Below are 25,980 nucleotides of genomic sequence, written 5' to 3'. Positions count from 1 at the left end.
GAAACACAAGGACGATCATGAACCGCAATGCTTTGAAGATCTCGACGGCGGTGCTCGCCGCCGGCGTGCTGCTCGCCGCCTGCGCTCCCGGCTCGGGCTCGGAGGATCCCCCGTCGTCCGAGGACCGGGAGATCTCGACGGATCTCGCCGCCCTCGGGGACATCACGCTGACCGTGTGGGACCAGGAGACCCGCGGCGGCCAGGACGAGCAGATGACGCAGTTGAACGAGGCGTTCATGGACGCCTACCCGAACATCACCATCGACCGGCTCTCGCAGTCCTTCGACGACCTCGAGACGACCCTGCGCGGCGCCCTCACCGGGGACGACGCCCCGGACGTGGTGCAGGCCAACAACTCCCGCGGCACCATGGGCGCGTTCGTCGGCGCCGACCTGCTGCTCGACCTGACCCCGTACGCGGACGCGTACGGCTGGACCGACCGGTACTCGGAGTCCGTGCTGGCGGCCTCGACCTACTCCGCGGACGGCGTCACGTTCGGCGAGGGCAACATCTACGGGCTGCCGCAGGTCGGTGAGATCGTCGGGATCTTCTACTCCCGGGCCGCGCTGAGCGCCGCGGGCATCGACGAGGCGGCGCTGACGGGCGGCACCTGGGCGGACTTCACCGCCGCGCTGGCGAGCGCGCAGGCCGCCGGTCAGGTGCCGATCCAGCTCGGCAACCTGGACGGCTGGCCGGCCGTGCACGTGTTCGGCCCGATCCAGGGTCAGCACGTGCCCGCGGACCAGATCGCCGCGCTCGGGCAGGGCAACGCGGGTGCCTCCTGGCTCACCCCCGAGAATGAGGCCGCGGCCGCCGAGCTGCAGGGCTGGGTGGAGTCCGGCTACTTCAACGAGGGTCCGAACGGCACCGACTACGACGCCGCCTGGGCCTCCTTCGGTGAGGGCACCGGCACGTTCCTGATCGGTGGTTCCTGGCTCGCCGCGGACCTCGAGGCGGCCATGGGCGAGGACGTCGGCTTCATGGCACCGCCGCCCGCGGAGGCCGGCGGACAGCGCGCCACCACCGGTGCGACGGGGCTCCCGTTCGCCGTCACGGCGCAGAGCCCGAACGCGGACGCCGCGGCCGGGTACATCGACTTCATCACCAGCGACGACGCTATGGCCGTCCTCGCCGAGACCGGCAACATGCCGGTGAACCGGACCGCCGAGCTCGCCCCGGAGTCCGGGGTGAACGCGGACATCTTCGCGGCGTTCGGGGACGTCAGCGAGAACGGGCATCTGCTCCCGTACCTGGACTGGGCGACCCCGACCATGGGTGACACGATCGGCGCGGCACTGCAGGACCTGATCGCCGCCCAGACGGATCCGGCACAGTTCACGCAGGTCCTGGAGGACGACTACAGCGCGTTCGTCGCCGAAGGCTGAGCGAGGGTGCACGACGCGACGGGCCGGGCACGGACCACGGGCGCACGATGAGGCACCAGCGCCGCTACCTGCCGTACCTGTACCTGGCCCCAGCCCTGCTGCTGTTCGGCGGGTTCCTGATCTACCCGCTGATCCGGTCCGTGCAGTTCTCGCTGTTCGAATGGGACGGGCTCGGGGCGTCGGAGTTCGTCGGGTTCGACAACTACGTGGAACTGTTCACCGACGAGGTGCTCCGGGCCGCGTTCGGGCACGCCCTCGTGCTGATCCTCTTCTTCAGCGTGTTGCCGCTGGTGCTCGGCCTGGTGGTCGCGGCGATCCTGAACCGGGCGCAGGTGCGCGGTCTCGGCCTGTTCCGGACGGTGGTGTTCCTGCCGCAGGTCCTGGCCATGGTGGTCGTGGCGGTCGCGTGGCGTCAGATCTACGCACCCGACGGCGGCCTCAACACCGCGCTGCGCGCCGTCGGGCTGGATGCGCTGACCCGGACCTGGCTGGGTGACTACACGTGGACCCTGCCGGCGGTGGGGATCGTCGGCACCTGGGTGCAGACCGGGCTCGTGACCGTGCTGCTGCTGGCCGGGATGGGGCGGGTGCCGCGGGAACTGTTCGAGGCGGCCCGCCTCGACGGTGCCGGGGCGATCCGGGAGTTCTTCGCGATCACGCTGCCGAGCGTGCGCGGGGAGATCGCGGTGGCGCTGACCCTCACGATCGTGGCCGCGCTGAAGACGTTCGACCTCGTCTACGTGACCACCGGCGGCGGCCCGGGCAACTCCACCACGGTGCCCGCCTACGAGGTGTTCCAGCGGGCCTTCCGGGAGGGCGCGGTGGGCTCGGCGGCCGCGATCGCCGTCGCCCTGACCGCGATCATCTTCGTGCTCAACGTGATCGTGAACCGGATCGCCGAGGGGCGCCAGGGATGATCACCTCCGGCACCGAACGCGCCCTGAACTACCTGATCCTGATCGTGTTCGCGGCGTTCGCGCTCGCCCCGATCGTCACCGTGCTGGCCGCGGCGCTCTCGCCGCAGTCCGCCGCAGCCGCACCCGGGATCCTCGGGCTGCACCCGGAGAACTTCGTCGACGCCTGGACCGAGGGCGAGTTCTCGCGGTACCTGCGCACGTCGCTGCTGGTGTCGGTGACCGTGGTGTCGGTGGCCGTGGTCGCGTCCATCCTGTCCGGGTTCGCGTTCGGCACGATGAGGTTCGCCGGCTCGCGGGCGCTGTTCTACCTGTTCCTGCTGGGCATCATGGTGCCGACCGAGGCGATCGTGGTGCCGCTGTTCTACGACCTGCGCGACCTCGGCCTGACGAACACGCTGTGGGCCGTGGCGCTCCCGCAGATCGCCCAGTCCATCGCGTTCGGCACCTACTGGATGCGCGCGTACTTCCGGACCAGTCCGCCGTCGCTGATCGAGGCGGCCACCCTCGACGGCGCGAGCCCGCGCCGCGTGCTGTGGTCGATCCTCGTGCCGATCGGCCGGCCCGCGGTCATGACGCTGACCGTGCTGGCGTTCATGTGGACCTGGAACGAGTTCCTGATCCCGCTGGTGATGAGCCCGAACGGGGAGTTCCGCACGGCCCCGCTCGCGCTGGCGATCTTCAAGGGGCAGCACGTGCAGGCCACCGCGCTGCTCGCCGCCGCCGCGGTGCTGGTGGCCCTGCCGGTGGTGATCCTGTACCTGTTCGCGCAGCGGTCCTTCATCCGGGGCATGCTCGAGGGTGCCGTGCGGGAGTAGCGGACGTAGCCTGGAACTCGCGGCCGCGAGCGGCGCGGCCTCTACGTGGAGGTGAGTTCCATGACCGGTCGAGTGGTGCACTTCGAGGTCCCGTTCGACGACGGCGACCGGGCCCGCGGCTTCTACCGCGACATCTTCGGCTGGCAGATCGATGCGATGCCCGGTTTCGACTACTCGGTCGTCACCACCGGGCCGAGCTCGCCCGAACGGGGCCCAACGGAGCCCGGCTACATCGGTGGCGGCATGATGCAGCGCGAGGCACCGATCGAAGCGCCAGTGATCACGATCGACACCCCGGACATCGAGTCCACGCTGGCGAAGGTGACCGCCGCGGGTGGAGCCGTCGTGATCGGCAAGCAGCCGGTCGGTGAGATGGGCTTCACCGCCTACTTCACCGACTCCGAGGGCAACCTGGTGGGGCTCTGGGAGACGGCGGCGCCGGCCGGGTGAGGGCGCCACCCAGATCGGTTCGGCCACACCCCGGCGATCTGGGATGATCTAGAACCATGACTTCCAGCGCATCCTCCACCCGTCCCGCACCCGCCCCGACCGAGGCCATCCGCCCGGTCGCGCAGGTACCGGACAAGCCCTCCCTGGAGGGTCTGGAGGAGCGCTGGGGCGCGACCTGGGCGCAGGAACGGACCTACGCCTTCGACCGCAGCGCCACCCGCGAGCAGGTGTACTCCATCGACACCCCGCCGCCCACGGTGTCCGGCTCGCTGCACGTCGGGCACGTGTTCTCCTACACGCACACCGACGTGGTGGCCCGGTTCCAGCGGATGCGCGGGCGCGAGGTGTTCTACCCGATGGGCTGGGACGACAACGGCCTGCCCACCGAGCGCCGGGTGCAGAACTACTACGGCGTGCGCTGCGACCCGTCGCTGCCGTACGTCGAGGACTTCACGCCCCCGCACGACGGCGGCGACGGGAAGTCCGTGAAGGCCGCGGACCAGCAGCCCATCTCCCGGCGCAACTTCGTGGAACTGTGCCAGCGGCTCACGGCCGAGGACGAGCGCCAGTTCGAGCACCTGTGGCGCTACCTCGGCCTCAGCGTGGACTGGTCCCAGCACTACCAGACCATCGGCGACCGGGCCCAGCAGGTGGCGCAGACCGCGTTCCTGCGCAACCTGGCCCGCGGCGAGGCCTACCAGGCCGAGGCACCCGGGCTGTGGGACGTCACGTTCCAGACCGCGGTCGCCCAGGCCGAACTCGAGGCCCGTGACTATCCCGGCCACTTCCACAAGATCACCTTCCACACGGCCGACGGCGAGGGTGTGGTCATCGAGACCACCCGCCCCGAGCTGCTCCCGGCCTGTGTGGCGCTGATCGCGCACCCGGACGACGAGCGGTACGCCCACCTGTTCGGCACGACCGTCTCGTCCCCGCTGTTCGGGGTGGAGCTGCCGGTGCTCGCACACCCGCTGGCGGAGCCCGACAAGGGCGCCGGCATCGCGATGTGCTGCACGTTCGGCGACCTCACCGACGTCACCTGGTGGCGCGAGCTCCAGCTGCCCACCCGTTCGGTGATCGCCCGGGACGGGCGGCTGCTGCGGGAGACCCCGGACTGGTTGACCACGGACGCCGGGCGCACGACGTACGCCGAGATCGCCGGCAAGACGACGTTCTCGGCCCGCACCGCCGTCGTCGACGCCTTGCGTGAGAGCGGCGACCTGCTCGGCGAGCCGGTGGCCACCCAGCGCAAGGCGAACTTCTACGAGAAGGGTGACAAGCCCCTCGAGATCGTCACGTCCCGACAGTGGTACATCCGCAACGGCGGCCGTGAGACCCCGGGCCGCGACCTGCGCGCCGAGCTGCTCGCCCGCGGCGACGAGCTCGACTTCCATCCCGAGTTCATGGCCGTCCGGTACGCGAACTGGGTCGGCGGACTGAACGGCGACTGGCTGATCTCCCGTCAGCGCTTCTTCGGCGTGGCGATCCCGCTCTGGTACCCGGTGACGGCGGACGGCGAGATCGACCACGCCCACCCGATCGTCCCGGACGAGACCAGCCTGCCGATCGACCCGTCCTCGCACGTGCCGCACGGGTTCACCGAGGACCAGCGCGGCGTCCCGGGCGGATTCGTGGCCGACCCGGACATCATGGACACCTGGGCGACGTCCTCGCTGACCCCGCAGATCGCCGGCGGGTGGCTGGTGGATTCGGACCTGTTCTCGCGGGTGTTCCCGATGGACCTGCGCGCGCAGGGGCAGGACATCATCCGCACCTGGCTGTTCTCCACGATCGTGCGCTCACACCTGGAGCACGGCGCCCTGCCGTGGGCGCACGCCGCCATCTCCGGGTGGATCCTGGACCCGGACCGCAAGAAGATGTCCAAGTCCAAGGGCAACGTGGTGACCCCGCTCGCGATGCTCGAGGAGCACGGTTCGGACGCGGTCCGGTACTGGGCTGCCTCGGCCCGCCTCGGCACGGACGCCTCGTTCGACCCGCAGCGGCCGACCCAGATCAAGATCGGGCGACGGCTCGCGATCAAGGTGCTGAACGCCTCGAAGTTCGCGCTCTCGTTCGCCGGGGACGCCCCCGTCCGGCTCGATCCGGACGCCGTGACCGAGCCGATCGACCGGGCCATCCTGCGCGGCCTCGCCGACGTGGTGGACACCGCCACGGGGGCACTGGACGCCTACGACCACACCCAGGCGCTGGAGGTGACGGAGACGTTCTTCTGGACGTTCTGCGACGACTACCTCGAGCTCGTCAAGGACCGCGCCTACGGTCGTGAGGGCCTGGACCCGGCCGCGGTGGCCTCGGCCCGGGCCGCGCTCTCGCTCGCCCTGGACACGATCCTGCGCCTGTTCGCCCCGGTGCTGCCGTACGCCACCGAGGAGGTCTGGTCCTGGTGGCGGGAGGGCTCGGTGCACCGCGCCGCCTGGCCCACCTCCGAGGTGCTGCGCGAGGCCGCCGGCGACGGCGACCCCGAGCTGGTCGCCGTGGCCGGCACCGCCCTGGCCGCGCTGCGCAAGGTGAAGTCCGAGGCCAAGGTCTCGCAGCGGACGAAGTTCGCCTCGGCCGAACTGACCCTGGACCGGGCGAACCACGACCGGGTGCTGGCCGTGCTGACGGACCTGCGCGCCGCGGGTGGCGTGGCCGGGGACCTCACCCTCGCGGCTGGCGATGGCACGGCCGGCGTCACCGTCGCCGGAGAGCTCCTGCCCGCCGAACCGAAGCAGTAGTCCCGCTCGCGAGGGTGCGGTCCTGTGGCGGCCGTTGCGCCGCAGGACCGCGCGCTCGTGTGGCCGACTACCCGGTTGCGAGGGTTTGCGCGAGGTCGGTGCCGAGGTCACTGATGGCCTGTTCGGGGGCACCCACGCTGAGGACGGCAACGGCGATCCGGCGCGCCGGGACCCGGACCGTCTTCGCCTGCCAGCCACCCCAGGAGCCACCATGGGTGACCAGGGCGCCGTACGGTCGGGCGCTCACGCGAACACCCCAGGCGTACCCGGATCCGCTCCCGGCGTCGGGCCCGCCCGGTGTCTCGGCCATGCGCTGGGCACGCTCCCCGAGGCGGTCCCGGTTGCAGGCATCCAGCCAGGTGGTCAGGTCCGTGACCGAGGTCCACAGGCCGCCGTCTCCGATCGTGCCCGGTGGGTCCGGCGCCCCGGGGACCCGGACGGCGGGTCCGCCGAGCCTGGTCTCCCGCAGCGCGAGCGGCCGGAACAGTTCGGCCGCCGCCAGTTCGTCGACCGGCCGGCCCGACATCCGGCCCACCACCTCGGCCAGGAGCACGTAGCCGGTGTTGTTGTAGGCGTAGCGCACACCGGGTTCGGGCGGCTGTACCGGCGTCCACGCCTGGAGGCGTTCGATGACCTCGGCGTTGCCGGTCGGGACCGAGCGGGTCGGGTCGGTGACATCCGGGAGGTCCGACGTGTGGTGGACGAGATGACGTAGCCGGACCGGCTCGACCCAGTCGGGCAGTTCCGGTAGCCAGCGGCGCACGGGATCGCCGATGTCGGCGGCCCCGGCCACGACCGCCCGCGCGAGCAGCAGCCCGATGACCTGCTTGGTCACCGAGGCGGCGTAGAACGAGGTCCGCGCGGTCACGGCCCGGCCGTCGACACCACCTCGGCAGCTGACCTGCCCCTCGTCATCTGCGACGATGCCGACCGCGAGCGCCCGGACGTGCCCGGCGGCCATCAGGTGGTCCATCCGGCGGGCGACCCCCTCGGTGTCCATGCCGCCATCCTCCCAGGACCTCGAGCGGGTCATCCTGATCGGGCCGTTGCGCCGTAGCACCGCCAGCTCGTAGCGCGGGCACGCAGGATCGGGTTGAATGGCGCCCGTGAATCCTGCGCACGCGTGGCTGACCCACGCCCGGTTCGGCATGTTCGTCCACTGGGGCCTGTACTCCCTGGCCGCCCGGCACGAGTGGGTGATGAGCCGAGAGTTCACCCCTCTTGCCGACTACGAGCGGTACGCGACCCACTTCGAGGCGGACCGGTACGACCCGCGCGCCTGGGCGCAGGCGGCGAAGGCGGCGGGCATGGAGTACGTCGTGCTCACCACGAAGCACCACGAGGGCTTCTGCCTGTGGGACTCCGCCCTCACCGACTACAAGGCGACGAACACGCCGTTCGGTCGGGACGCCGTCGCCGAGTTCGTCGAGGCGGTCCGGGCCGAAGGGCTGCGGGTCGGGTTCTACCACTCGCTGATCGACTGGCACCACCCGGACTTCACCATCGACGCCCTGCACCCACGCCGCGACGACGCGGACATCGCCGAGCAGAACGCCGGCCGGGACATGGCGCGCTACCGCGAGTACCTGCACGGCCAGGTCCGCGAACTGCTCACCGAATACGGGCAGATCGACTACCTGTTCTTCGACTTCTCCTACCCCGATGGTCGCGACCACCACGCGGACCTGCCCGGCAAGGGCGCCGCGGACTGGGACTCAGAGAACCTGCTCGCCATGGTGCGCGAGCTGCAGCCCGGCATCATCGTCAACGACCGCCTCGGCATCCCCGGGGACCTCATCACCCCCGAGCAGTACCAGCCGGACGGCCCGATGGAGCGTGACGGCGTGCCGGTGGTCTGGGAGGCGTGCCAGACCCTGAACGGGTCCTGGGGGTACGACCGGGACAACGACGACTACAAGTCGCCGGACCTGCTCGTCCGGATGCTCATCGACGGCGTCGCCAAGGACGGCAACCTGCTCCTGAACGTCGGGCCGACCGGCCGCGGCGACCTGGACCCGCGCGCCATCGAGTCGCTGGCCGGGATCGGCGCCTGGATGGACCCGCACGCCCGCTCGATCCGCGGGGCCGGGGCCACCGACCTCACGCCCCCGCCGGATGCCCGCTACACCCGCGCCGGGGACCGGCTCTACCTGCACCTGTTCACGTGGCCGTTCGGGCACGTGCAGCTGCCCGGGCTCGCCGGCAAGGTGACCTACGCGCAGTTCCTGCACGACGCCTCCGAGGTCGCCTACTCCGAGGTCGACCCGGACCAGGCCGGGTGGAACACCACCCCGGACGGGCCGGCGCCCGGCACGTTGACCCTGACCCTTCCGGTGCGGCGCCCGGACGTGGCGGTTCCCGTCGTGGAGCTCTTCCTGGGCCCGACGGCGTAGGGCTGAGTCCGGGCCCGACGGCACCCGCTCCCTCGCTTCCGCCGGCCACCTCCCATCCGAAGGATCCGCAGACATGGGCGTCACCGCTTCCGACATTCCCCGCCTCCTCGCCGAGCTCACCCTCGAGGAGAAGGCCTCGCTGCTGTCCGGCTCGGACTTCTGGCACACCCAGGCCGTCGAGCGGCTCGGCGTTCCGGCGGTGATGCTCACGGACGGTCCGCACGGGCTGCGTAAGCAGGCGGGGGCGACGGATCACCTCGGGCTGAACGAGTCGGTGCCGGCCACGTGCTTCCCGTCCGCCGCGGGGCTCGGCTCCTCCTGGGACCCCGACCTGCTCCGGCGGGTCGGGGAGGTGCTCGGCGAGGAGACCCGCGCGAACGGGGTGGCCGTGCTCCTCGGTCCCGGTATCAACATGAAGCGCAGCCCGCTCTGTGGGCGCAATTTCGAGTACTTCGCCGAGGACCCCCACCTCGCCGGCGAGCTCGCGACGCCGCTGGTGCAGGGCATCCAGTCCAAGGGTGTGGGCACCTCGCTCAAGCACTTCGCCGCGAACAACCAGGAGACCGACCGGATGCGGGTCTCGGCGGAGGTCGACGAGCGCACCCTCCGGGAGATCTACCTGCCCGCGTTCGAGAAGGTCGTCACCCGGGCCGAGCCCTGGACCGTGATGTGCTCCTACAACAGGATCAACGGCACCTACGCCTCACAGGACCCGTGGTTGCTCACCGACGTGCTGCGCACCGAGTGGGGCTTCGAGGGGCTCGTCGTCTCCGACTGGGGCGCCGTGGACGACCGGGTCGCCGGGGTGGCCGCGGGCCTGGACCTGGAGATGCCCGCCTCCGACGGGATCAACGACGCCCGGGTGGTCGAGGCGGTGCGCTCCGGCGCGCTCGACGAGGCGGACCTCGACCGCGCCGTCACGCGGGTGCTCGCCCTGATCGCGCGGTCCCGGGCCGCGCTCGCCGAGCCGGGCACCACGGACCTCGAGGCGAACCACGCGCTCGCCCATGAGGCCGCGACCCGGGCTGCGGTGCTGCTGAAGAACGAGGGCGGCGTGCTCCCGCTGGATCGCGAGACCTTCGCCTCGACCGCCGTCGTGATCGGTGAGCTGGCGCGCACGCCGCGCTACCAGGGCGCCGGCTCCTCGCAGGTGAACCCGACCCGGCTGGTCAGCACGCTCGACGCCCTGCGCGAGCGGGGCCTCGACGTGCCCTTCGCCCCGGGGTACCCGCTCGCGGAGGCCGCGGGCGCCGTCGGGCAGGAGCGCAGCGACAGCGAGCTGCGCCGCGAGGCGGTCGAGCTGGCCACCGGCAGGACCGCGGTGCTGTTCCTCGGCCTGCCCGCGATCGACGAGTCCGAGGGCTACGACCGCGCGCACCTGGACCTGCCCAGCAGCCACACGCTGCTGCTGGCGGAGGTGGCGGCCGTGGCCGAGCGGACGGTCGTGCTGCTGGCGAACGGGTCCGCCGTGACGGTCGCCGACTGGCAGGAGCGGGCCGACGCGATCCTCGAGCTCTGGCTCGGTGGTCAGGCGGGCGGGAGCGCCGCCGTCGACCTCATCCTCGGCGACGCCGCGCCGTCGGGCCGCCTCGCGGAGTCGATGCCGGAGCGGCTGACGGACGTGCCCGCACAGCTGAACTTCCCGGGTGAGCACGGGGTGGTGCGCTACGGCGAGGGCATCTTCATCGGCTACCGGGGGCTTGACGCGACGTCGGCGCCGGTGTCGTACCCGTTCGGGCACGGCCTGACGTACACCACGTTCGCCTACTCCGACCTCACCGTCGAGGCCACCCCGGTCACGGAGCGCACCGGCGCGGGCGACGGCGTGGTCGTGGTCACCGCAGTCGTCACGAACACCGGTGGTCGGGCCGGCGTCGCCGTGCCGCAGCTGTACGTCGGGCGGCCGGACTCGCTGATCGCGCGGGCGCCGCGGGAACTGCGGGCCTTCGCGCGGCTCGAGCTCGCGCCCGGTGCGTCCCGGACGGTGGAGTTCGCCCTGACCCGGCGCGACCTCAGCCACTGGGACACGGTGACCGGCGGCTGGTCGGTCGAGCCGGGGACCCTCGAGATCTCGGTCGGTGCGTCCTCGCGGGACCTCCCGCTGACCGCGACCGTTCCGCTCGAGGCCCCGGTACGCCCGGTGCCCCTGACCGCGTACTCGACGATCGGCGAGTGGGTCGCCGACCCCGCCGCCGGGCCTGCGCTGCTCGAGGCGATGGGCGAGTTCGGGGCCATGTTCGGCCCGGACAGTCCGGAGCCGGCGACCGCCGCGTTCCTGACCGCGATGCCGCTGGTGAAGGTGCCGCTGATGGGGATGGGCGGCACCTTCACCGTCGACGACCTCGACGCCCTGCTCGAACGGTTCGGCAGCCGCCCTCAGGCGCAGGTCACCGCCTCGTACGCCACCGTGAAGCGTTCGTACACGGGCTGACCGTCGTTCCAGGCGTACGCGGCGACGGTCACCGATCCGGCGTCGACCGCCCCGGCTCCGCTCGTGAAGCCGTGGTAGCCGGCCGCGCCGGGCGCGGTACCGGTCAGCTTGTGGCTGCCGTAGTCCGTCGTCATGCGGATGTCGAGCGGGACCTCCGAGGTGTTGACGACGTGGACGGCGATGACCGCTTCGGCTCCCCAGCACTGCGGTCGGACGGAGATCCGCAGCGTCACCGGTGGCAGCGGTTCGTCGGTCACCGCGAGGACGAGAGCGTTGAACAACGAGACGTTCTTGGTCTCGGCGAGCCCGAGTCCCCAGCTCAGCCAGCCCTCCCGGCCGGACCCGTCGTTCTCGTTCAGGACGACCGTGCTCGCCAGCAGTCGCCCGGCCGGGTCGATGCCGATCTCCGCCCAGCTGATCGCGACCTCGTAGGTCGTGGTCGCGGCGCCCTCGTCACGGACGACGGCGGCGGTCACACCGGCGGGCGTGCCGGCGACGTCGGCGGGCGCCCACCTGTGCACGACCACCTCGCCGGCATCGGTGAGGGCGACTCCGATCTCCTGCGGTACCGGGTCCTCGCCGGGCGCTCCGGCGACGAGTCCGATCTGGACGCTGTCGCCCTGCCAGATGTCGCCGCCGGTGCTGGGCTGGGCGTGGACGTCATCCTGGGCACGAAGCGTCAGGTAGAGGTTCTCGTCGTCATGGGTCAGCCAGATCGACGCCGAGGAGTCCGCTGGGCCCTCCCAGCCGGGGAGCGCGGGAGCCTCCTCGACCCCGACCTCCTGCGCGGCCAGTTCCAGCACCGCCGGGTCGGCGACACCGTCGACGTCGACCCCGACCGCGGGCACCGCCACCGGCTCGCCGAGCGGCGTCAGCGTGCCTGACGCCGTGGCGGGCGTGCCGGTGATGGTCAGGACCGTCGCGGTCCAGTCGGTCGGCTCGGTCGGCGCGATCGGGACGCTCAGCACGACGGTGCCCGTCGCCGGCACCGACTCGCCGTCACCCAACCGCGTGCGCTCGTCCCCGACGGCCACGTCGACGCCGTCGAGCGTGATCGCCGTGGGTGTCGCGTTCGTCACCTGCAGCCGCAGGACCTGACCGTCGGAGTCGACGCCGTGCACACCGGTGATCGAGAGTGCCGGCGTGGGCGAGCCCGTGGTGCGCAGCAGCGCGACCGCGACGCCGTCGACCCGTGCGAGCACCGAGTAGGTGCGCTCGGCGCCGGAACTCTGCGGCAGGTAGGCGACGTCGACCGTCGCGCTCTGGCCGGCACCGACGCTCGCGCTCGCCGAGTCGCCTCCGACCGGCTCGAGCTCGAGTTCGATGCCCGCCCGTCCGGTCCGGTCGACGACGACGTGGCCGGTCGCAGGGGTTCCCGCGACCTCGGGCTCGATGTCGAACCGGTAGGCGTCCGAGACCGAGGCGGCGGTGACGGCACCCTCGACGTAGATGGGCTCCTCGTCGAGGCTCACGTGCACCAGCCCGTCGCTGTCCGGAGCGAGTTCGACGGCGCCGCCGTAGGCGTCGGTGACGGTGACAGGACCCGTCGCAGCGAACGCTGCCGTCGTCGGGACGGTGGCCCACGCCGCGTGGACCGTGCGGTTCCCGTCCGAGAACACGACATCCCACGCATCGTCCCCGAGGTCACCGGAGCTCTCGAAGGGCAGGCCCGCGAGCATCCGGTTCATGACGGCACTGGTCACGTAGGCGGGCTTGGGCACCCAGGCACCGCGGGGGTCGTCGGTGTTGCGCACGATCCCGAACCGGTGCTCGACCTCACCGGCGTCGGTGCCGTCGTCCATGAAGTCGTAGATGGTGAAGTTCTGCGCGCCGTCAGCGAAGGCGGTGAGCTGACCACGGACCATCAGGCGCGCCTGGGTCGCCTCGTCGACGCCGACGGCGGTCTCGGCCGTCGGCCAGCCGACCTCGGACAGCAGCAGCGGCATGTCGGCGTGGCCGTGCTCACCCATGATCGTGCGGAGCGCGCCGTACTGGCCCTGGAACCGCGACGACCCCTCGGGGGCGTTCGGGTGCGTGTAGGGGTGGGTCGACACCGCATCGATCAACTCGAGCCCACCGAGGTCGGCGAACTCCGAGAACCAGTCCTGCCAGTCGTTCATCGGTGCGAGCGCCGGGCCCACCAGCACCGCGTCCGGGTACTCGGCCTTGACCGCGTCGTGCACCACCTGCAGCAGCGCGACGTACTGGGACGCGCTGCCGGCCGCCGGCCCGTCGAGGTCGCGCCAGTTCCACTCGTTCCAGACCTCGAAGTAGTTGCCCTCGACGCCCAGCTCGGCCACGGTGGCGACGGCATAGCGTGCGAACGCCTCCCGACCCTCGGGCGTCGTCGGTGCCTCGTCCGGGAAGTACAGCGGGTTCCCGTAGCTGAGCACGCGGAAGTGGCCGAGGCCGAGGTCCTCGAACTCGTCCTGGTAGGCCACGACCTTGTCCTGCCAGACGATCTGACCGGGCGTCGTCTCCTGGCCGGCCCAGTAGGCCTCGTCCCGAGCGAGCCCGAATCCGGCATCGGCGACCAGAGCGGCGGTCTCCAGGGGCCAGGACTGGCCGTAGTGGGTGGCGACGCCGAAGCGGGGGTCGCGCACGAAGTCCGCCGGCAGCGGCTCGAGCACCGCGAGGTCGGTACCGACCAGGTACCGGGTGCCGTCCGCCGTGGTCCCGACGACGTCCGCCGTGTACCAGCCGGGATCGGTGACGCCGAAGGGGAGCGTTCCCTCCAGGTCGGCGGCCGGCGCCGCGCCCTGGTCGACGACGGTGCCGTGCGCGTCGCGGACGGTCCAGGACAGTTCGACGACGTCGTCGCCCGTGAAGGCGACGGCGACGTCATCGCCGGTGTGGAAGACGTTTCCGCGGGCGAGCGTCTGCAGCGCCAGCGGCGCGGTCACGACGTCGACCTCGGCGACGACGGCATCGATGTCGAGCGTGCCCGCGGTGCTGCCCTCCCGGAACGACCAGGTGTCCAGAATGACCGAGAACGCTCGCAGTGGGCCGTGCCAGACGCCGTCGTCGGCGCCACCGAAGTGCAGGTAGCCGTCGCCCGAGGTGAAGTCCTCGAGGCGCAGGGTCTGCCAACCCTCGGCATCCGGTTCGACGGCGACGCGCTGCTGGTGCGCCTGGCCGGTCGAGTCCTGCAGCCGCAGGGTGACGAGGTCGACGTCCGCGGTGCGCACCTGCAGCTCGAGCGCCGTGGCCTCGATCTGACCTGGCCAGCGGGCGAGCTCGAAGGTGCCGGTCGGCACCGAGGCCTCGATCCGGCCGTGCCCGGCTCCGCTGGCCGGGGCCTCGGTGGCGAGGGTGATCGCGCCGCTGGCCGCCCCGGTCGTGTACACGTCCCAGTCCGGCGAGCCCGGTTCGAAGTCGCCGACGACGACCTGCCCGGTCGCCGCCGGTGCGGGTTCGGCAGGGAGCGGCGCCGCGGTGGCGCCGAGGGCGGTGACGGCGCTGGCCGCCAGGGCGAGGATGGCGGCGAGTGCCGCCGATCGGTATCGCATCATGTTGCCTGGCCTCGATCTCATCGGTGAGCGTCGGGTGACCGGAATCGCTGGTCGGGGTCGGTGCGAAAGCAGTTTCGCACACGTGAGCAAGAACGTCTAGAGCCGCACCAAATCGATGGGATTCGGGGTGCGCTTGCGCTTTCGCGGAGCGGCCGCGCGCTACCGGGACCTGCCACTGGGGACCGTCGACGCCCTCGGTCGTGCGGAACGTCTCGGGGTCAGTGAGATCGCCACCGTCGACCGACGTCAGTTCACCGTGGTGCGACCCGCCCACGTCGACGCGTTCAGTCTCCTGCCGTGCGGCCCGGCGATGCTTGGGTCGTCCTCGGACCGGCTCGGCGCTCAGCCGGCCGCGCCGCCCGCCAGCCGGGCCTGCTCGTCGGAGGTCCACAGCCCGATCAGTCCCCGGAAGTGCCCGAGGAACTGCTCGTGCTCGTGCGGCGGGTACGTGGCGCGCACGGTGTCGACGAGCATGCGGTCGAAGTCGGGTGAGGTGACCCAGTCGAGGACCCGGCCGGGCAGGTCCGCCAGGTGCTTCACGCACCAGTCCCAGTAGCGGTCGGTCTCGAAGTGGTCGTCGGCGAGCCGGCGGTATGCGGCGAGCCTGCCCGCGTAGTCCAGCTCGGGGTCGTCGGCGATCGCGTAGTAGGCCGCGGTGTCGGTGTCCACCGACACCCGGCGCCCGGTCACCAGGGCGTACGTGCTCCAGCGCACCAGCGCCGTGATCGCCCACGGGAAGTAGTAGTGCAGCGACGTCACGGCCACGTCCGGGCACGCGTTCGCGTAGTCGATCGGGTACACCTCGTCCCCGGTCACGAGCATCTCCGCGGAGTTGAACTCCCACCGGAAGAACGCGTTCACCAGCCGGGAGATGGTCACCGCCTGGTCCCCCGCCGACGGCGACAGGAAGTCGTGCGTGACGGCGTACCGGTTGTGCATGGGTTGGTCCGGGCGGAAGTCCATCACCATCGTCTCCGGCCCGATCGACAGGGCCCGGGCGAAGTGCTCGTAGTCCACGGTCGCCTGCAGGTGCATGAGCATCTGCCCGGAGGAGTCGTACGCGGTGCGCAGGTCCTCCGGGTTGCTGATGCGGGAGACTCCTCGCCAGCCGCCGCCGTCGAACGGCTTCATGTACAGCGGGTAGCCCAGGTCCGCGGCGATCGCCTCGAGGTCGAACTGCTCGTTGTACTTCGCCGACGTGTAGGCCCAGCGGGCGTTGTCGACCGGGTTCTTGTACGGCACCAGCACGGTGCGCGGGATGTTCAGCCCGAGCCGCAGCATCGCGCAGTAGGCGCTGTGCTTCTCCATCGACTGGAACGTGAACGGCGAGTTCAGCAGGTACGTGCCGTCCATCAGGGCGGCCTTCTTGAGCCACTCCCGAGGCACGTAGTACCAGTACGCGAGCCGGTCGATCACGAGGTCCGAGGCCACCGGGTCGGTGAGCTCGAACGGTGCCACGGTGAGGCGCTTCGTGGTGATCTCGTGAGTGCGGCCGCCCCCGTCGGTGATCGGCCCGAGCCGGGAGACGATCGCCTCGAACGCACGCGGCCAGTCCTCCTCCTGCCCGAGCAGCAGGCCGATCAGGTGCCGGGAGATGTCGGCCATTGCGTCCTCCGCAGGTGGGGTTCGTGCCTGGCTGCAACCTACTCGGTTGGCGCGGCCGCGGCCGCAGCCCCCGCGATAGGGTCGCCAGGTGGTCGTCCATGCCGATGAGGACTCGCTCGCGGCGCGGATCGCCGCACTACCCGGCCGCGTCGCCATCGGGATCTCCGGGTATGCCGGTGCGGGGAAGTCCACGCTCACCCGTGCCCTAGTTGATCGACTGCCCGGCGCGATCCGCTTGCGTGGGGATGACTTCCTGGACCCTGCACGCTCACACCGGCGATCACCGGACTGGGATGGCGTCGAGCGGGATCGGCTGCGCGAGGAGGTGCTCCGGCCGCACCTGCGCGGCGACCACCCGATCCGGTACCGACCGTTCGACTGGTCCCGTCGGCAACTCGGCGAGCCAGTCACGCTGCCTGCCGGCAACGTCCTGGTACTCGACGCGATCGGCATCTTCCATCCCGACCTCCGGGACCTCTTCTCGCTGACGATCTGGGTGGAGGCCGCCCCGAAGGATGCCCTTCGGCGCGGGATGTCTCGCGACCGGATGCTCGGGCGCCGCCATGACCGGCTCTGGACCGAGGTCTGGGCGCCGAACGACGCCGAGTTCGCGGCCGGATTCGCTCCCGCAGATCGGGCCGATCTGCGCTACCGGGCCGATCTGGACCACTGAGTGGGCTGCTCAGCAGAACCGCGGCAGGTGATGCGCGATCTGCTTGCGCCACCATGGCCACTGGTGGGACACGTCGTGGCCCCAGACGTCCAGCTCGTGGCCGATGCCCTTCCCCGTGAGCAGCCGGTCCATCGCGAGGGTGGCGGGCAGCGCTCCGGTCGGGTCGACCTCGAACTCGCCCTGACCCACCACCAGCACGGGGTACACCCGCGCGCGCAACCAGTCGAGGTGGTCACCGTCCGCACCCCGCAGGTAGTCCATCGGGTTCGTGAAGTACGCGTCGTCACCGCGCTCGCCCCAGGTGCGCCAGAACGACGGGTCGTAGTTGCCGGACTGGCAGATCGCCACCGTGAACAGGTCCGCCCGCGCGAGCATCAGGTGCAGGGCGTGGTAGGCGCCGAGGCTCGCGCCGGTGGTGATCAGATCACCCGCGCCCGGGGAGTCGTCGCGGATCACCGGCACGACCGTGTCGGTCACCCAGCGCTCGTAGTCCCGGTAGCGTCGGGCCCGCTCCTCGTGCGAGATCGAGGTGTCCGACCAGGTCATGTGGTCGAAGGAGTCCACGCAGTAGAGCTTGATCCGGCCGTCGTCGATCAGCGACGCGAGCGCGCCGACCATGCCGTTCTCCTCGTACTCCCAGGCCCGTCCGAGCTCCGTGGGGAACACCACGACCGGGCGGCCCCAGTGCCCGTACCGGATCAGTGTGCCGGGCCGGTCCAGGCCGGGTGCGTCCAGCTCGAGCTGGTCACGTCGCATCGTGGCCTCCGGCCACGGGGTGCCCGACGGCGGAGGTCAGCAGCCGTTCCAGGTGCGGTTCCAGGGCGTCGCGCCAGGAGACGAAGTTGTGCAGGTCATCGGTCTCGACGTAGCGCACGTCCCAGCCGAGCCGGCTCAGGTGGGCGGCCATCAGCCGGTTGTTCACGACGTTCTCCTCCGTCGCGCCGCAGGTGAGCGTGACGGTGGGTACGGGCTTCGCCGACTGTGCTGTCGGCGCTCCCGCGACCTCGGCCACGAACGAGGTGATGTCGCCGAACCTGCTGAACCACGACTCCTGCGCGTCGGTGCCGGGCGTGAAGAACGAACCGGACTGCAGGAACAGGCCGTCGAACGTGCCGGGGTGGCGCCACTGGGCGTGCAGCGCGGCGAGAGCGCCGAGGCTGACCCCGGCGGCGATGGTGGCGGTCGTGGGCCACTGGTCGCGCGCGGCGTCCAGGACGTGCAGCACGAGGGCGTCGGCGTAGTCGTCACTGGCGGCGTACCAGGACATCCGGTCGGGTGCACCGAGCAGCAGCACCCGCAGCGGCGCGAGGCGTCCGGCGCCGATCTGGGCCCCGATGAAATCGGTCAGGTGCCCCATCGCGCTGTAGTCGGGCCCGTCGTGGGCGATCAGCAGCGGCGCGGGCTCGTCGGGGTCGAGCCGCTCCGGAACCCAGAGCGTGGCGTCGATGTCCCCGACGGGGGTGTCGGTGAAGGAAACGTCCGCGAGCCGGCTCGCGATGGGTTCGGCGGCGAGCCAGTCGGGCTCGGCGTAGCCGGGCAGCTCGAGCACGGACCGGTCGCCGAAGCCGCCCGGCGCGGTGCGCGGGTTGGTCGGGTCGAGGAGTGTGGTGGTGACCTCGAACTGGTACTCCACCCGGCCGAGCGGGGGGCGCGGGATGCGCAGCTCCCAGACGCCGTCGGTCCGGGTCAGGTCCCGGGGTGCGTCGGTGGTGCCGAGGTCGGCGTCCACCCGGACGCGCCGGTAGCGGGCGTCGGGGTCGGCGAGGCGGAAGCACAACTCGTCCCCGACGGTCTCGGAGATGGAGTCGTCGCGCACAGGGCGAGACTATCCGCCCGCCGCCCCTGGTTCCCCTCGCTCGGGCGGACGGGGTGTCCGTATGCTCCGATGGTGGCTCCCTTCCCCCTCGGCGCGACGGGCCTGACCGTCCTGGTTCCGGAGGCGGAACCGCTGGTCGCGGGTCCGCGCTCCCGGTTCGACGTCGCGGCGCAGTTCGGGATGCCCGCCCACGTGACGGTGCTCTACCCGTGGCTGCCGCGCGATGAGCTCGGAGCCGACGACCTCGACGGCGTCCGCTCGCTCGCGCGCGCGAGCGCCCCGTTCGAGGCGGTGCTGGCCCGCACGGCGCGGTTCCCGCGCACGCTCTGGCTGGATCCGCGACCGGCGGACCGGTTCCGGGCGCTGACCGAGGCGGTCGCGCTCCGGTGGCCGCAGGCACAACCCTACGGCGGCGAGTTCGAGACGGTGGTCCCCCACCTGACGGTCGCCCACGAGCAGCCGGAGGAGGTGCTCGCCGAGGTGGCGGCCGAGGTGTCGGCCGCGCTGCCGGTCACGTTCTCGGCCACGGCGCTCGCCCTGCACGAGTTCGACGGCGTCCGGTGGCTCGAGCGCGACCGTTTCACCTTCGGAGCGGCCCGGCCGGAATAGCCGTGCCCGTGACGGGGTTCGACGCAGCATGACCGACACCACGTTCGATCCCCGCACCGTGCTCTCCGCCGCCAAGATCGGCGTCCTCGCCACGATCAAGGCGAACGGCCTGCCCCAACTCTCGCCGGTGACCCCGTTCTACGACCGCGACACCGAGCAGTTGCTCGTCTCGATGACCGAGGGCCGTGCGAAGACGGTGAACCTGCGCCGCGATCCCCGGGCCGCGCTCGAGGTGACCAGTGCGGACGGCTGGGAGTGGGCGACCGCCGAGGGCCCGGTGACCCTGACCGGACCCGGCACCGACCAGAACGGAGCCGAGGTCGAGGCGCTCGTGGACTACTACCGGCGCGCGGCCGGGGAGCACCCGGACTGGGCGGAGTACCGCGCGGTCATGGTCTCCGACCGCCGGGTGCTGATGACGATGAAGGTCGAGCGGGTGTACGGGGCGAAGATCCGCTGACGCGGCGGCCCTCAGCAGGCCAGGTACCGGTCCAGCACCAGGTCCACCAGCTCGGCCGGCGGCTGCTCGCCGTCGACGAGCAGCGGGGCGGTGACCACGTCGGCGCCGCAGCCCGCGGCGAGGTCTGCGAAGTAGCCCGGAGCGAGCAGGTACGTCGAGACGACGACGCGACCTGCGCCGTCGCCCCGGGACCGCAGGCCGGCCCGCGCGGTCGCCACGGCGTCCCCCAGGCGCGGCCCGGCCGCGGAGATGAAGCCGGTGATGACGTCGCGGCGCAACGCCGCGGCGAGCATCTCGCCGGTCTGTTCGCAGTGGGCCACGGCGCCCGCGTCCGAGGAGCCGGCGGCCGCCAGCACCACCGCATCACCCGGCGCCAGACCGGCCTCGGTGAGCCGGCGCTGGAGCTGGCGGACGAGCCGTGGATCCGGACCGAGCGCGCGCATCACGCGAGTGTCGGGGTTCGTGGCGGCGGCCTCGGTGAGGTCCACGTGCACGTGGTAGCCGGCCGAGAGCAGCAGCGGCACGATCCGCACGGCTCCGCGGCCAAGCCCGGTCAGCGACGTCGGAACGTCGGGCTGCTGGACGTCCACGAACGAGCCGGCCACGGGCACGTCCGGACGACGCTCCGCGACCGCCTGCACGAGCCCGGCGACGGCCCGCTGGCCCGCCGGCGAGGAGGTGCCGTGCGAGCACGCGAGCAGCGCCGGCATCGTCCGGGTGGCAGGGGTGAGCGGTGCTCGGCCGTGGCGGGTGTGCGGGGCACCGGCGAGGATCGCTGTCATGCCCCGACGGTAGGAGGGCGCTGTTACGTCCGAGGGTGCCGATCCGTTTCGGGACGGTTAAGACTTCCGCACGCCGCGCCGGTCAGCCGTGCGCGCGCAGCCGCGGCGCGAGGTCTCGCTCGAACAGATCCAGGAACCGGCGCTGGTCGTGGCCGGGCGCGTGGAAGACGAGGTGGTTGAACCCGGCCCGGCGGTACTCGAGCACCTTCTCGGCCGCCTCGTCCGGGTCGGAGGCCACGATCCACCGGCCGGCGATCGTCTCGATCGGCAGGGCGTCCGCAGCCCGCTCCATCTCGATGGGGTCGTGGATCGAGTGCTTCTGCTCCGCGCTCAGCGACAGCGGCGACCAGAACCGGGTGTTCTCCAGCGCCGCCTCGGGGTCGGTGTCGTAGGAGATCTTGATCTCGATCATCCGGTCGATCGTCTCCGGGTCCCGCTCGGCCTTCGCCGCGCCCTCGGCGACCGCCGGGATGAGCTTCTCGGTGTACAGGTCCCAGCCCTTGCCCGAGGTGCAGATGAACCCGTCCCCGGCGCGGCCCACGTACCGGGCCACCATCGGGCCGCCGGCCGCGATGTAGACGGGGATGCCGCCGTCGGGCCGGTCGTAGATGCTCGCCCCATGCGTGGAGTAGTATTCGCCCTCGAAGTCGACCCGGTCGGAGGACCACAGCTCGCGCATCAGGCGGACCGCCTCGCGCAGCCGGGCGAACCGCTCCTTGAACTCCGGCCAGTCCTGCTCGCCGGCGCCGCGGAAGCCGGTGGCGATCTCGTTCAGCGCCTCACCGGAGCCGACGCCGAGCATGATCCGGCCCGGGTAGAGCACCCCCATGGTCGCGAACGCCTGCGCGATCACGGCGGGGTTGTACCGGAACGTCGGGGTGAGCACGGACGTGCCGATCTGCACGGTGGAGGTCCGCTCACCGACGGCCGCCATCCACGCGAGCGAGAACGGGGCGTGCCCGCCGTCGTGGCGCCACGGCTGGAAGTGGTCGCTGACGGCGACGCTCTCCATCCCGTGCGCCTCCGCGGCGACCGCGAGCTCGACCAGCTCCCGCGGGGCGAACTGTTCGGCCGAGGCCTTGTAACCGAGCTTCAGGGGCAGCATGGGACGTTCCTCCGTGGCGGGCGTGCGGTAGGTCAAACGTAGTCGACAATGTTGTCCACCAAGCGATGAGGGAGCCCGCCGGATGCTGATCGAGACCCAGGTCGACGGCCTGCCCGTGCTCGTGCTGGGCTCCGGCGAACAGGCCGCGCGCCTCGAGCGCCGCTACGCCGCTGCGGGCGCCTCCGTGCGCACCGCGTCGATGCCCGACGGCGTCACGCCCGCCGCGCTCGACGGCGTCGCTCTCGTGGTGGTCGGGCTGGACCCGGCCGAGGTCTCGGCGGACTGGGAGCACGCGCTCGCCAGGGTCGCCCGCACGCACCTGATCAGCCGTGAGCCCGGTCCCCCGGCCGGGCAGGTGACCCTCGTCGGAGGCGGTCCTGGTGCCGACGACCTGCTCACCATTGCCGCCGTGCACGCCCTGGCTGCCGCGGATGTGATCCTGTTCGACCGGCTCGCGCCCACCGATCACCTGGCCGATCTCGCTCCCGGCGCGGAGCTGATCGACGTCGGCAAACGGCCGGGCCATCACCCGCTGGGGCAGGCCGAGATCGAGGAGCTGATGATCGCCCGGGCCGCCGCCGGGCAGCGGGTGGTCCGGCTCAAGGGCGGGGACCCGTTCGTGTTCGGCCGCGGCGCCGAGGAGCTCGCGGCCGCGCGGGCCGCCGGGGTCCCGGCGCGGCTGGTCCCCGGGATCAGCGCGTCGATCGCCGTGCCGGCGGCGGCTGGGATCCCGGTGACCTACCGCGACCTCTCGCACCACTTCACCGTGATCTCCGGCCACCACCCCCTCTCCGACGACGAGCACGCCCACCTGGCCCGAGCGCTGACCCTCGGTGGGACCGTCGTGGTCCTGATGGGCGTCGGCACCCTGCCGCACCTGCTCGCCGGGCTGCTCCGGGCCGGCCTCGCCCGCGAGACCCCGGTCGCGGCGATCGAGCGCGGGTACACCCCGGACCAGGCGAGCACCGTGAGCAGCGTCGGGGACGCCGTCGCCGAGGCGACCCTCGCCGGGATCTCCTCCCCCGCCGTCATCGTGCTCGGGGACGTGGTCCGGGTCGGCGGCTGAGCCGACCTCCCAGGTCTTGACCTCAACCATTGTTGATGTCGTTGGCTGGAGTCCTGACCCACCGACCACAGGGAGACCATCGATGGACGCCATCCGCCTGCACGCCTTCGGCCCACCCGAGAACCTCGTCCTGGACGAGGTCCCCGACCCCGAGCCGGGCGTCGGCCAGGTGTTGATCGCCGGGCGCGCGCACGGCGTGCACCTGCTCGACACGACGCTGCGCCGCGGCGAGCCCGGCCCACTGCCGCTGCCGGCTCTGCCGACGATCCCGGGCCGCGAGGTCGCCGGCTCCGTCGCCGCCGTCGGGTCCGGGGTGGACCCGGCCTTGGTCGGTCGCCGGGTCGCCGCGCACCTGGGCGCGGTGCCCGACGGCGGAGGTTACGCCAGGCTCGTCGTGGCACCGCTCGAGGTGCTGCACCCGATCCCCGACGGGCTCTCGGAGGCCGTGGCGGTCGCCATGATCGGCACCGGCCGGATGGCCACGATCGTGCTCGACGCCGCTCGACTCGGGCCCGAGGACAGGGTGGTCATCACCGCGGCGGCCGGTGGGTTGGGCAACCTGTTCGTGCAGGCCGCGCTGCGGGCCGACGCCCGGGTGGTCGCACTCGTCGGTGGGCGGGCGAAGGCGGACCGACTCGCCGGGGCGCTCGGCGACGTGGACACGGCCGCCCTCACCGTCCTCGACTACCGCGCCGATGGCTGGCTCGACGAGGCCCGCACGGCGCTCGGCGACGGCGGCGCGACCGTCGCGTTCGACGGCGTCGGCGGCGCATCGGGCACTGCGGCGGCGTCCCTACTCGCCTCAGGTGGCCGCCTGGTCGGCTACGGCTGGGCCTCCGGCGCCGCGACCGATGTCCCGGCCGACGCCCCCTACACGGTGGTGCCGATCGTCGGACCCGGCGCGAAGCCGATCACGGACATCCACGAACGCCAGCAACGCGCCCTGGCCCTCGCGGCCGCCGGCACGTGGCGTCCGCTGATCCACGAGGTCCCGTTCGCCGAGGCCGCCCGTGCCCACCGCGACCTCGAGTCCCGCGCCACCACCGGCAAGGTCGTCCTGGTCTGATGGTGACGAACGTGCGCTCCTGCGGCGTAACGGCGCCATCAGCCGCACGATGTCACCCTGGCGGCGCGAGCAGCGACGACCTCACAGATCGCGGAGGCCGGATCCCACGTGCTCACGAGACCACGAAGGGCCGCAGCATCGGGGTCAGCCACCAGAGGATGAGCCCCCACGCCTGTGCAACGACGAGGATCGCCGGAACCGCCGTCGTCCACCACCTCCGCAGCCGCCGGCGCACGGTCCGCCCGTCTGGTGGATCTCCGGGGTCATCGTCCACCCAGGCCCGCATCGCGCGACCGGCATCCGAGAATCGACGGCTCGCAACGAAGCTCTGAAGCAACGAGCCTCCGTACGCGGCCGGCTCGTGACTGGTCCCGTCGAACAAGTGCACGGTGATCCCGTTGTGCCGCTCCACATTTGCGATCAGAAACCGGGGAATCCGTGACTCGACGAAGACATCCGTGATCACCATGTCGTCGTCCTGTGCGTAGACCTGCGCGGTGCCGATCGCGCCGAAGAATCCGACCAACCCGGTGATCAGGACCCCATAGCCCGCATACCCGGGCCACGCCGCATCACTGATCATGACGAGGGAGAACATCGTGACCACATACAGCGACGCGGCTGTGCAGAAGAAGGCGATGACAGGCCGTGGCGGAGCGAGCCGTAGCCAGGTGGTGGACCTCATCGAGACTCATCGCCTGCCGCTCGCCTTCGGGTGCCGGGCCCGCCTGCGGCGTCTGGAGTCGGCCGTTCCGGGCCGGGGTCCCTCCGCGTCACCGGTTCGCCGTCGGACGGAGTCTCCCGAGCGACGCGCCCGTCCTCATACATCTCCAAGGCTCGGTTCGCGGGCGTGAGGGCTCTCGGTCCTCGCGTCATGCCGGTTCGTCCCAGCGCCGCGACGCCTGGTCCATCAGCCACGACCTCCCGTCCCGCCGTTCGACGGATAGCGCAGAGTACCGAGCCGGACAGTCGGGCCGTGGCGGATCGGAGTCGGGAGTCGTGACCGGCCCGGGTGCGCCGGCGCCGATCGGACCAGCCGCGTCAGGCGAGTTCGAGCCGGTACCCCCGCTTGACCACCGTCTTGATCAGGCCCCGCCCGGCCGCCTCGCGCAGGCGGGCGATGGCCACCTCGGCGGCGTGCGGGTCGGTGGAGTCGCCCGGCAGCACGGCCAGGACCGCCTCGCGGGACACCACGCCGCCGCCGGCGAGCAGGCGCAGCACCTCGACCCCGCTCGGTGAGAGCGGGAGCACCTGGCCGTCGAGGACGGCGACCCGGGAGCGGATCTGGAGCATCCCGACGACCGTGCACAGCGCGAGGGTCTCGGCCTGTTCGTAGTGGCTCACCAGGGCCCGCACGAGCGCGCCGAGGCGGCCGCGTTCGGGCTGCAGGGTGGTGATCCCGCGGTGCTCCAGCGGCTTGGCCGTGATCGGGCCCACTGCCGCCGCGATCATCGACCCCGAGACGAAGCGCGCCACAATCTGCGGGCCGACCCCTTCCGCCTCGGCGGCGGACAGCCAGGCCTCCGCGCCGGGCGCGGAGGTGAACACGACCGCATCGATCTCCCCGGCCGCTGCGGCGCGGGCGGAGGCCCGCACCGCGTCGGGATCCGGAGCAGGTCCCCAGCGGTAGACGATCAGGCTCTGCACGTCCGCGCCGGCCTCCGCGAACACGGCGTCCAGCCCGTCGGCGCCGGCGCCGTGGTGCTGCACGGCCACCCGGAGCCCGGCCACGCCCTCGCCGAGGAGGACGTCGGCGATCTCCCCGGAGGTCTCGGACTCGGCGACCCAGTCGGCCTGCAGCCCGGCCGCCTGGATGGCGCCGCGGGCCTTCGGGCCGCGGGCCACGATGCGCGAGCCCGCGAGCACGGCCAGCAGGTCATCGGCGATGCCGTGCGCGTCCGCGGCCTCGATCCAGCCGCGGAACCCGATCCCGGTGGTGACGACCACGACGTCCGGGGCGTGTTCGACCAGCTCCCGGGTGTCCGCGATGAGCTGCTCGTCGTCGACGTTGGACAGGATGCTCAGCGCGGGCGCGTGCCGCACCTGCGCGCCACGCCGGGTCAGTGCCGCGGCGAGCTCGGCGGAGCGGCGGTCCGCGGTGATCAGCACGGTGCACCCGGCCATCACCTGACCGAGGGCGGGCCTGCCCGTCGGCAG

21 protein-coding genes are annotated in these 25,980 nt (G+C 72.0%); 12 read left to right on the top strand and 9 right to left on the bottom strand.

The features are described from left to right. Nucleotides 1–17 precede the first annotated feature (17 nt). Genes GKS42_RS08620 through valS form a run of 5 tightly spaced genes read left to right on the top strand, consistent with a single transcriptional unit; the run spans nucleotide 18 to nucleotide 6,305 of the window. Nucleotides 18–1,385: an extracellular solute-binding protein gene (locus GKS42_RS08620; protein ID WP_154793450.1), complete on the top strand. Its 1,368-nt coding sequence runs from the start codon at nucleotides 18–20 to the stop codon at nucleotides 1,383–1,385. Between the two features lie 47 nt (nucleotides 1,386–1,432). Next, nucleotides 1,433–2,302: a carbohydrate ABC transporter permease gene (locus GKS42_RS08615; RefSeq protein ID WP_154793449.1), complete on the top strand. Its 870-nt coding sequence runs from the start codon at nucleotides 1,433–1,435 to the stop codon at nucleotides 2,300–2,302. Then, nucleotides 2,299–3,117 carry a carbohydrate ABC transporter permease gene (locus GKS42_RS08610; protein WP_154793448.1) on the top strand — a complete coding sequence of 273 codons (819 nt, stop codon included), beginning with the start codon at nucleotides 2,299–2,301 and terminating at the stop codon, nucleotides 3,115–3,117. The genes GKS42_RS08615 and GKS42_RS08610 overlap by 4 nt, the downstream gene beginning before the upstream one ends. 60 nt (nucleotides 3,118–3,177) lie before the next feature. Then, nucleotides 3,178–3,567, top strand: a complete 390-nt coding sequence (locus tag GKS42_RS08605) for a VOC family protein (protein WP_154793447.1) — start codon at nucleotides 3,178–3,180, stop codon at nucleotides 3,565–3,567. Between the two features lie 56 nt (nucleotides 3,568–3,623). After that, entirely contained in the window at nucleotides 3,624–6,305 is a 2,682-nt protein-coding gene (valS, locus tag GKS42_RS08600) for a valine--tRNA ligase (protein ID WP_154793446.1), read from the top strand. A 67-nt stretch (nucleotides 6,306–6,372) separates the two neighbouring features. On the opposite strand, the gene GKS42_RS08595 is transcribed toward valS, so the two are convergent. Then, complete coding sequence (locus GKS42_RS08595; protein ID WP_168217791.1) at nucleotides 6,373–7,305, bottom strand: serine hydrolase domain-containing protein; 933 nt, start codon at nucleotides 7,303–7,305, stop codon at nucleotides 6,373–6,375. A 97-nt stretch (nucleotides 7,306–7,402) separates the two neighbouring features. Here GKS42_RS08595 and GKS42_RS08590 point away from each other — a divergent pair, with 97 nt between their 5' ends. Further along, nucleotides 7,403–8,698: an alpha-L-fucosidase gene (locus tag GKS42_RS08590; RefSeq protein WP_154793444.1), complete on the top strand. Its 1,296-nt coding sequence runs from the start codon at nucleotides 7,403–7,405 to the stop codon at nucleotides 8,696–8,698. Between the two features lie 73 nt (nucleotides 8,699–8,771). Continuing rightward, on the top strand, nucleotides 8,772–11,129 hold the full coding sequence (locus GKS42_RS08585) for a glycoside hydrolase family 3 C-terminal domain-containing protein (protein WP_154793443.1): 2,358 nt from the start codon (nucleotides 8,772–8,774) through the stop codon (nucleotides 11,127–11,129). Here the strand turns inward: GKS42_RS08585 and GKS42_RS08580 are convergent. Then, the gene (locus GKS42_RS08580) at nucleotides 11,075–14,641 is read right to left on the bottom strand and encodes a hypothetical protein (RefSeq protein ID WP_154793442.1); all 3,567 of its coding nucleotides are present in this window, start codon (nucleotides 14,639–14,641) and stop codon (nucleotides 11,075–11,077) included. The two genes, GKS42_RS08585 and GKS42_RS08580, sit on opposite strands and share 55 nt — an antisense overlap. A gap of 342 nt (nucleotides 14,642–14,983) precedes the next feature. Continuing rightward, nucleotides 14,984–16,246 carry an ATP-grasp domain-containing protein gene (locus GKS42_RS08575; protein ID WP_154793441.1) on the bottom strand — a complete coding sequence of 421 codons (1,263 nt, stop codon included), beginning with the start codon at nucleotides 16,244–16,246 and terminating at the stop codon, nucleotides 14,984–14,986. 88 nt (nucleotides 16,247–16,334) lie between these two features. On the opposite strand from GKS42_RS08575, the gene GKS42_RS08570 reads away from it, so the two are divergent. Next, nucleotides 16,335–16,919: a uridine kinase family protein gene (locus GKS42_RS08570; protein WP_154793440.1), complete on the top strand. Its 585-nt coding sequence runs from the start codon at nucleotides 16,335–16,337 to the stop codon at nucleotides 16,917–16,919. Nucleotides 16,920–16,928: 9 nt separating this feature from the next. Here the strand turns inward: GKS42_RS08570 and GKS42_RS08565 are convergent, their stop codons facing one another. Together GKS42_RS08565 and GKS42_RS08560 are read right to left on the bottom strand one after the other, a co-directional pair. Next, complete coding sequence (locus GKS42_RS08565; RefSeq protein WP_154793439.1) at nucleotides 16,929–17,675, bottom strand: esterase family protein; 747 nt, start codon at nucleotides 17,673–17,675, stop codon at nucleotides 16,929–16,931. Next, entirely contained in the window at nucleotides 17,665–18,735 is a 1,071-nt protein-coding gene (locus GKS42_RS08560; RefSeq protein WP_154793438.1) for an alpha/beta hydrolase, read from the bottom strand. Before GKS42_RS08560 ends, GKS42_RS08565 begins: the two co-directional genes overlap by 11 nt. 72 nt (nucleotides 18,736–18,807) lie before the next feature. On the opposite strand from GKS42_RS08560, the gene GKS42_RS08555 reads away from it, so the two are divergent. Next, nucleotides 18,808–19,344, top strand: a complete 537-nt coding sequence (locus GKS42_RS08555; RefSeq protein ID WP_168217790.1) for a 2'-5' RNA ligase family protein — start codon at nucleotides 18,808–18,810, stop codon at nucleotides 19,342–19,344. Nucleotides 19,345–19,372: 28 nt separating this feature from the next. Next, nucleotides 19,373–19,804, top strand: coding sequence for a PPOX class F420-dependent oxidoreductase (locus tag GKS42_RS08550; protein WP_154793436.1), 432 nt, complete (start codon nucleotides 19,373–19,375; stop codon nucleotides 19,802–19,804). Nucleotides 19,805–19,815: 11 nt separating this feature from the next. Here GKS42_RS08550 and GKS42_RS08545 read toward each other — a convergent pair whose 3' ends face one another. Next, on the bottom strand, nucleotides 19,816–20,586 hold the full coding sequence (locus tag GKS42_RS08545; RefSeq protein WP_354002704.1) for a sirohydrochlorin chelatase: 771 nt from the start codon (nucleotides 20,584–20,586) through the stop codon (nucleotides 19,816–19,818). Nucleotides 20,587–20,668: 82 nt separating this feature from the next. Then, nucleotides 20,669–21,691, bottom strand: a complete 1,023-nt coding sequence (fgd, locus tag GKS42_RS08540) for a glucose-6-phosphate dehydrogenase (coenzyme-F420) (protein ID WP_154793435.1) — start codon at nucleotides 21,689–21,691, stop codon at nucleotides 20,669–20,671. Nucleotides 21,692–21,773: 82 nt separating this feature from the next. Between fgd and cobA the strand changes: the two genes are divergently transcribed. Further along, nucleotides 21,774–22,757 carry a uroporphyrinogen-III C-methyltransferase gene (cobA, locus tag GKS42_RS08535; RefSeq protein ID WP_154793434.1) on the top strand — a complete coding sequence of 328 codons (984 nt, stop codon included), beginning with the start codon at nucleotides 21,774–21,776 and terminating at the stop codon, nucleotides 22,755–22,757. A gap of 82 nt (nucleotides 22,758–22,839) precedes the next feature. Then, entirely contained in the window at nucleotides 22,840–23,823 is a 984-nt protein-coding gene (locus GKS42_RS08530) for a zinc-binding dehydrogenase (protein WP_154793433.1), read from the top strand. Nucleotides 23,824–23,935: 112 nt separating this feature from the next. On the opposite strand, the gene GKS42_RS08525 is transcribed toward GKS42_RS08530, so the two are convergent. Then, complete coding sequence (locus GKS42_RS08525) at nucleotides 23,936–24,508, bottom strand: hypothetical protein (protein ID WP_154793432.1); 573 nt, start codon at nucleotides 24,506–24,508, stop codon at nucleotides 23,936–23,938. A gap of 356 nt (nucleotides 24,509–24,864) precedes the next feature. Beyond that, on the bottom strand, nucleotides 24,865–25,947 hold the full coding sequence (locus GKS42_RS08520; RefSeq protein ID WP_154796609.1) for a uroporphyrinogen-III synthase: 1,083 nt from the start codon (nucleotides 25,945–25,947) through the stop codon (nucleotides 24,865–24,867). Between the last annotated feature and the right edge of the window lie 33 nt (nucleotides 25,948–25,980).

This window comes from Occultella kanbiaonis, assembly GCF_009708215.1.
Classification (GTDB): domain Bacteria; phylum Actinomycetota; class Actinomycetes; order Actinomycetales; family Beutenbergiaceae; genus Occultella; species Occultella kanbiaonis.
This window is presented reverse-complemented; position numbering and strand designations above follow the sequence as displayed.

What these genes read in the sequence shown, in the direction of transcription:
- GKS42_RS08585 (WP_154793443.1), top strand. Translation starts at nt 8,772, where the DNA reads ATGGGCGTCACCGCTTCCGACATTCCCCGCCTCCTCGCCGAGCTCACC.
- cobA (WP_154793434.1), top strand. Translation starts at nt 21,774, where the DNA reads ATGCTGATCGAGACCCAGGTCGACGGCCTGCCCGTGCTCGTGCTGGGC.
- GKS42_RS08520 (WP_154796609.1), bottom strand. Translation starts at nt 25,947, where the DNA reads ATGGCCGGGTGCACCGTGCTGATCACCGCGGACCGCCGCTCCGCCGAG.
- GKS42_RS08575 (WP_154793441.1), bottom strand. Translation starts at nt 16,246, where the DNA reads ATGGCCGACATCTCCCGGCACCTGATCGGCCTGCTGCTCGGGCAGGAG.
- fgd (WP_154793435.1), bottom strand. Translation starts at nt 21,691, where the DNA reads ATGCTGCCCCTGAAGCTCGGTTACAAGGCCTCGGCCGAACAGTTCGCC.
- GKS42_RS08580 (WP_154793442.1), bottom strand. Translation starts at nt 14,641, where the DNA reads ATGATGCGATACCGATCGGCGGCACTCGCCGCCATCCTCGCCCTGGCG.
- GKS42_RS08530 (WP_154793433.1), top strand. Translation starts at nt 22,840, where the DNA reads ATGGACGCCATCCGCCTGCACGCCTTCGGCCCACCCGAGAACCTCGTC.
- GKS42_RS08590 (WP_154793444.1), top strand. Translation starts at nt 7,403, where the DNA reads ATGGCGCCCGTGAATCCTGCGCACGCGTGGCTGACCCACGCCCGGTTC.
- GKS42_RS08615 (WP_154793449.1), top strand. Translation starts at nt 1,433, where the DNA reads ATGAGGCACCAGCGCCGCTACCTGCCGTACCTGTACCTGGCCCCAGCC.
- valS (WP_154793446.1), top strand. Translation starts at nt 3,624, where the DNA reads ATGACTTCCAGCGCATCCTCCACCCGTCCCGCACCCGCCCCGACCGAG.
- GKS42_RS08605 (WP_154793447.1), top strand. Translation starts at nt 3,178, where the DNA reads ATGACCGGTCGAGTGGTGCACTTCGAGGTCCCGTTCGACGACGGCGAC.
- GKS42_RS08595 (WP_168217791.1), bottom strand. Translation starts at nt 7,305, where the DNA reads ATGGACACCGAGGGGGTCGCCCGCCGGATGGACCACCTGATGGCCGCC.
- GKS42_RS08565 (WP_154793439.1), bottom strand. Translation starts at nt 17,675, where the DNA reads ATGCGACGTGACCAGCTCGAGCTGGACGCACCCGGCCTGGACCGGCCC.
- GKS42_RS08545 (WP_354002704.1), bottom strand. Translation starts at nt 20,586, where the DNA reads ATGACAGCGATCCTCGCCGGTGCCCCGCACACCCGCCACGGCCGAGCA.
- GKS42_RS08550 (WP_154793436.1), top strand. Translation starts at nt 19,373, where the DNA reads ATGACCGACACCACGTTCGATCCCCGCACCGTGCTCTCCGCCGCCAAG.
- GKS42_RS08620 (WP_154793450.1), top strand. Translation starts at nt 18, where the DNA reads ATGAACCGCAATGCTTTGAAGATCTCGACGGCGGTGCTCGCCGCCGGC.
- GKS42_RS08525 (WP_154793432.1), bottom strand. Translation starts at nt 24,508, where the DNA reads ATGAGGTCCACCACCTGGCTACGGCTCGCTCCGCCACGGCCTGTCATC.
- GKS42_RS08610 (WP_154793448.1), top strand. Translation starts at nt 2,299, where the DNA reads ATGATCACCTCCGGCACCGAACGCGCCCTGAACTACCTGATCCTGATC.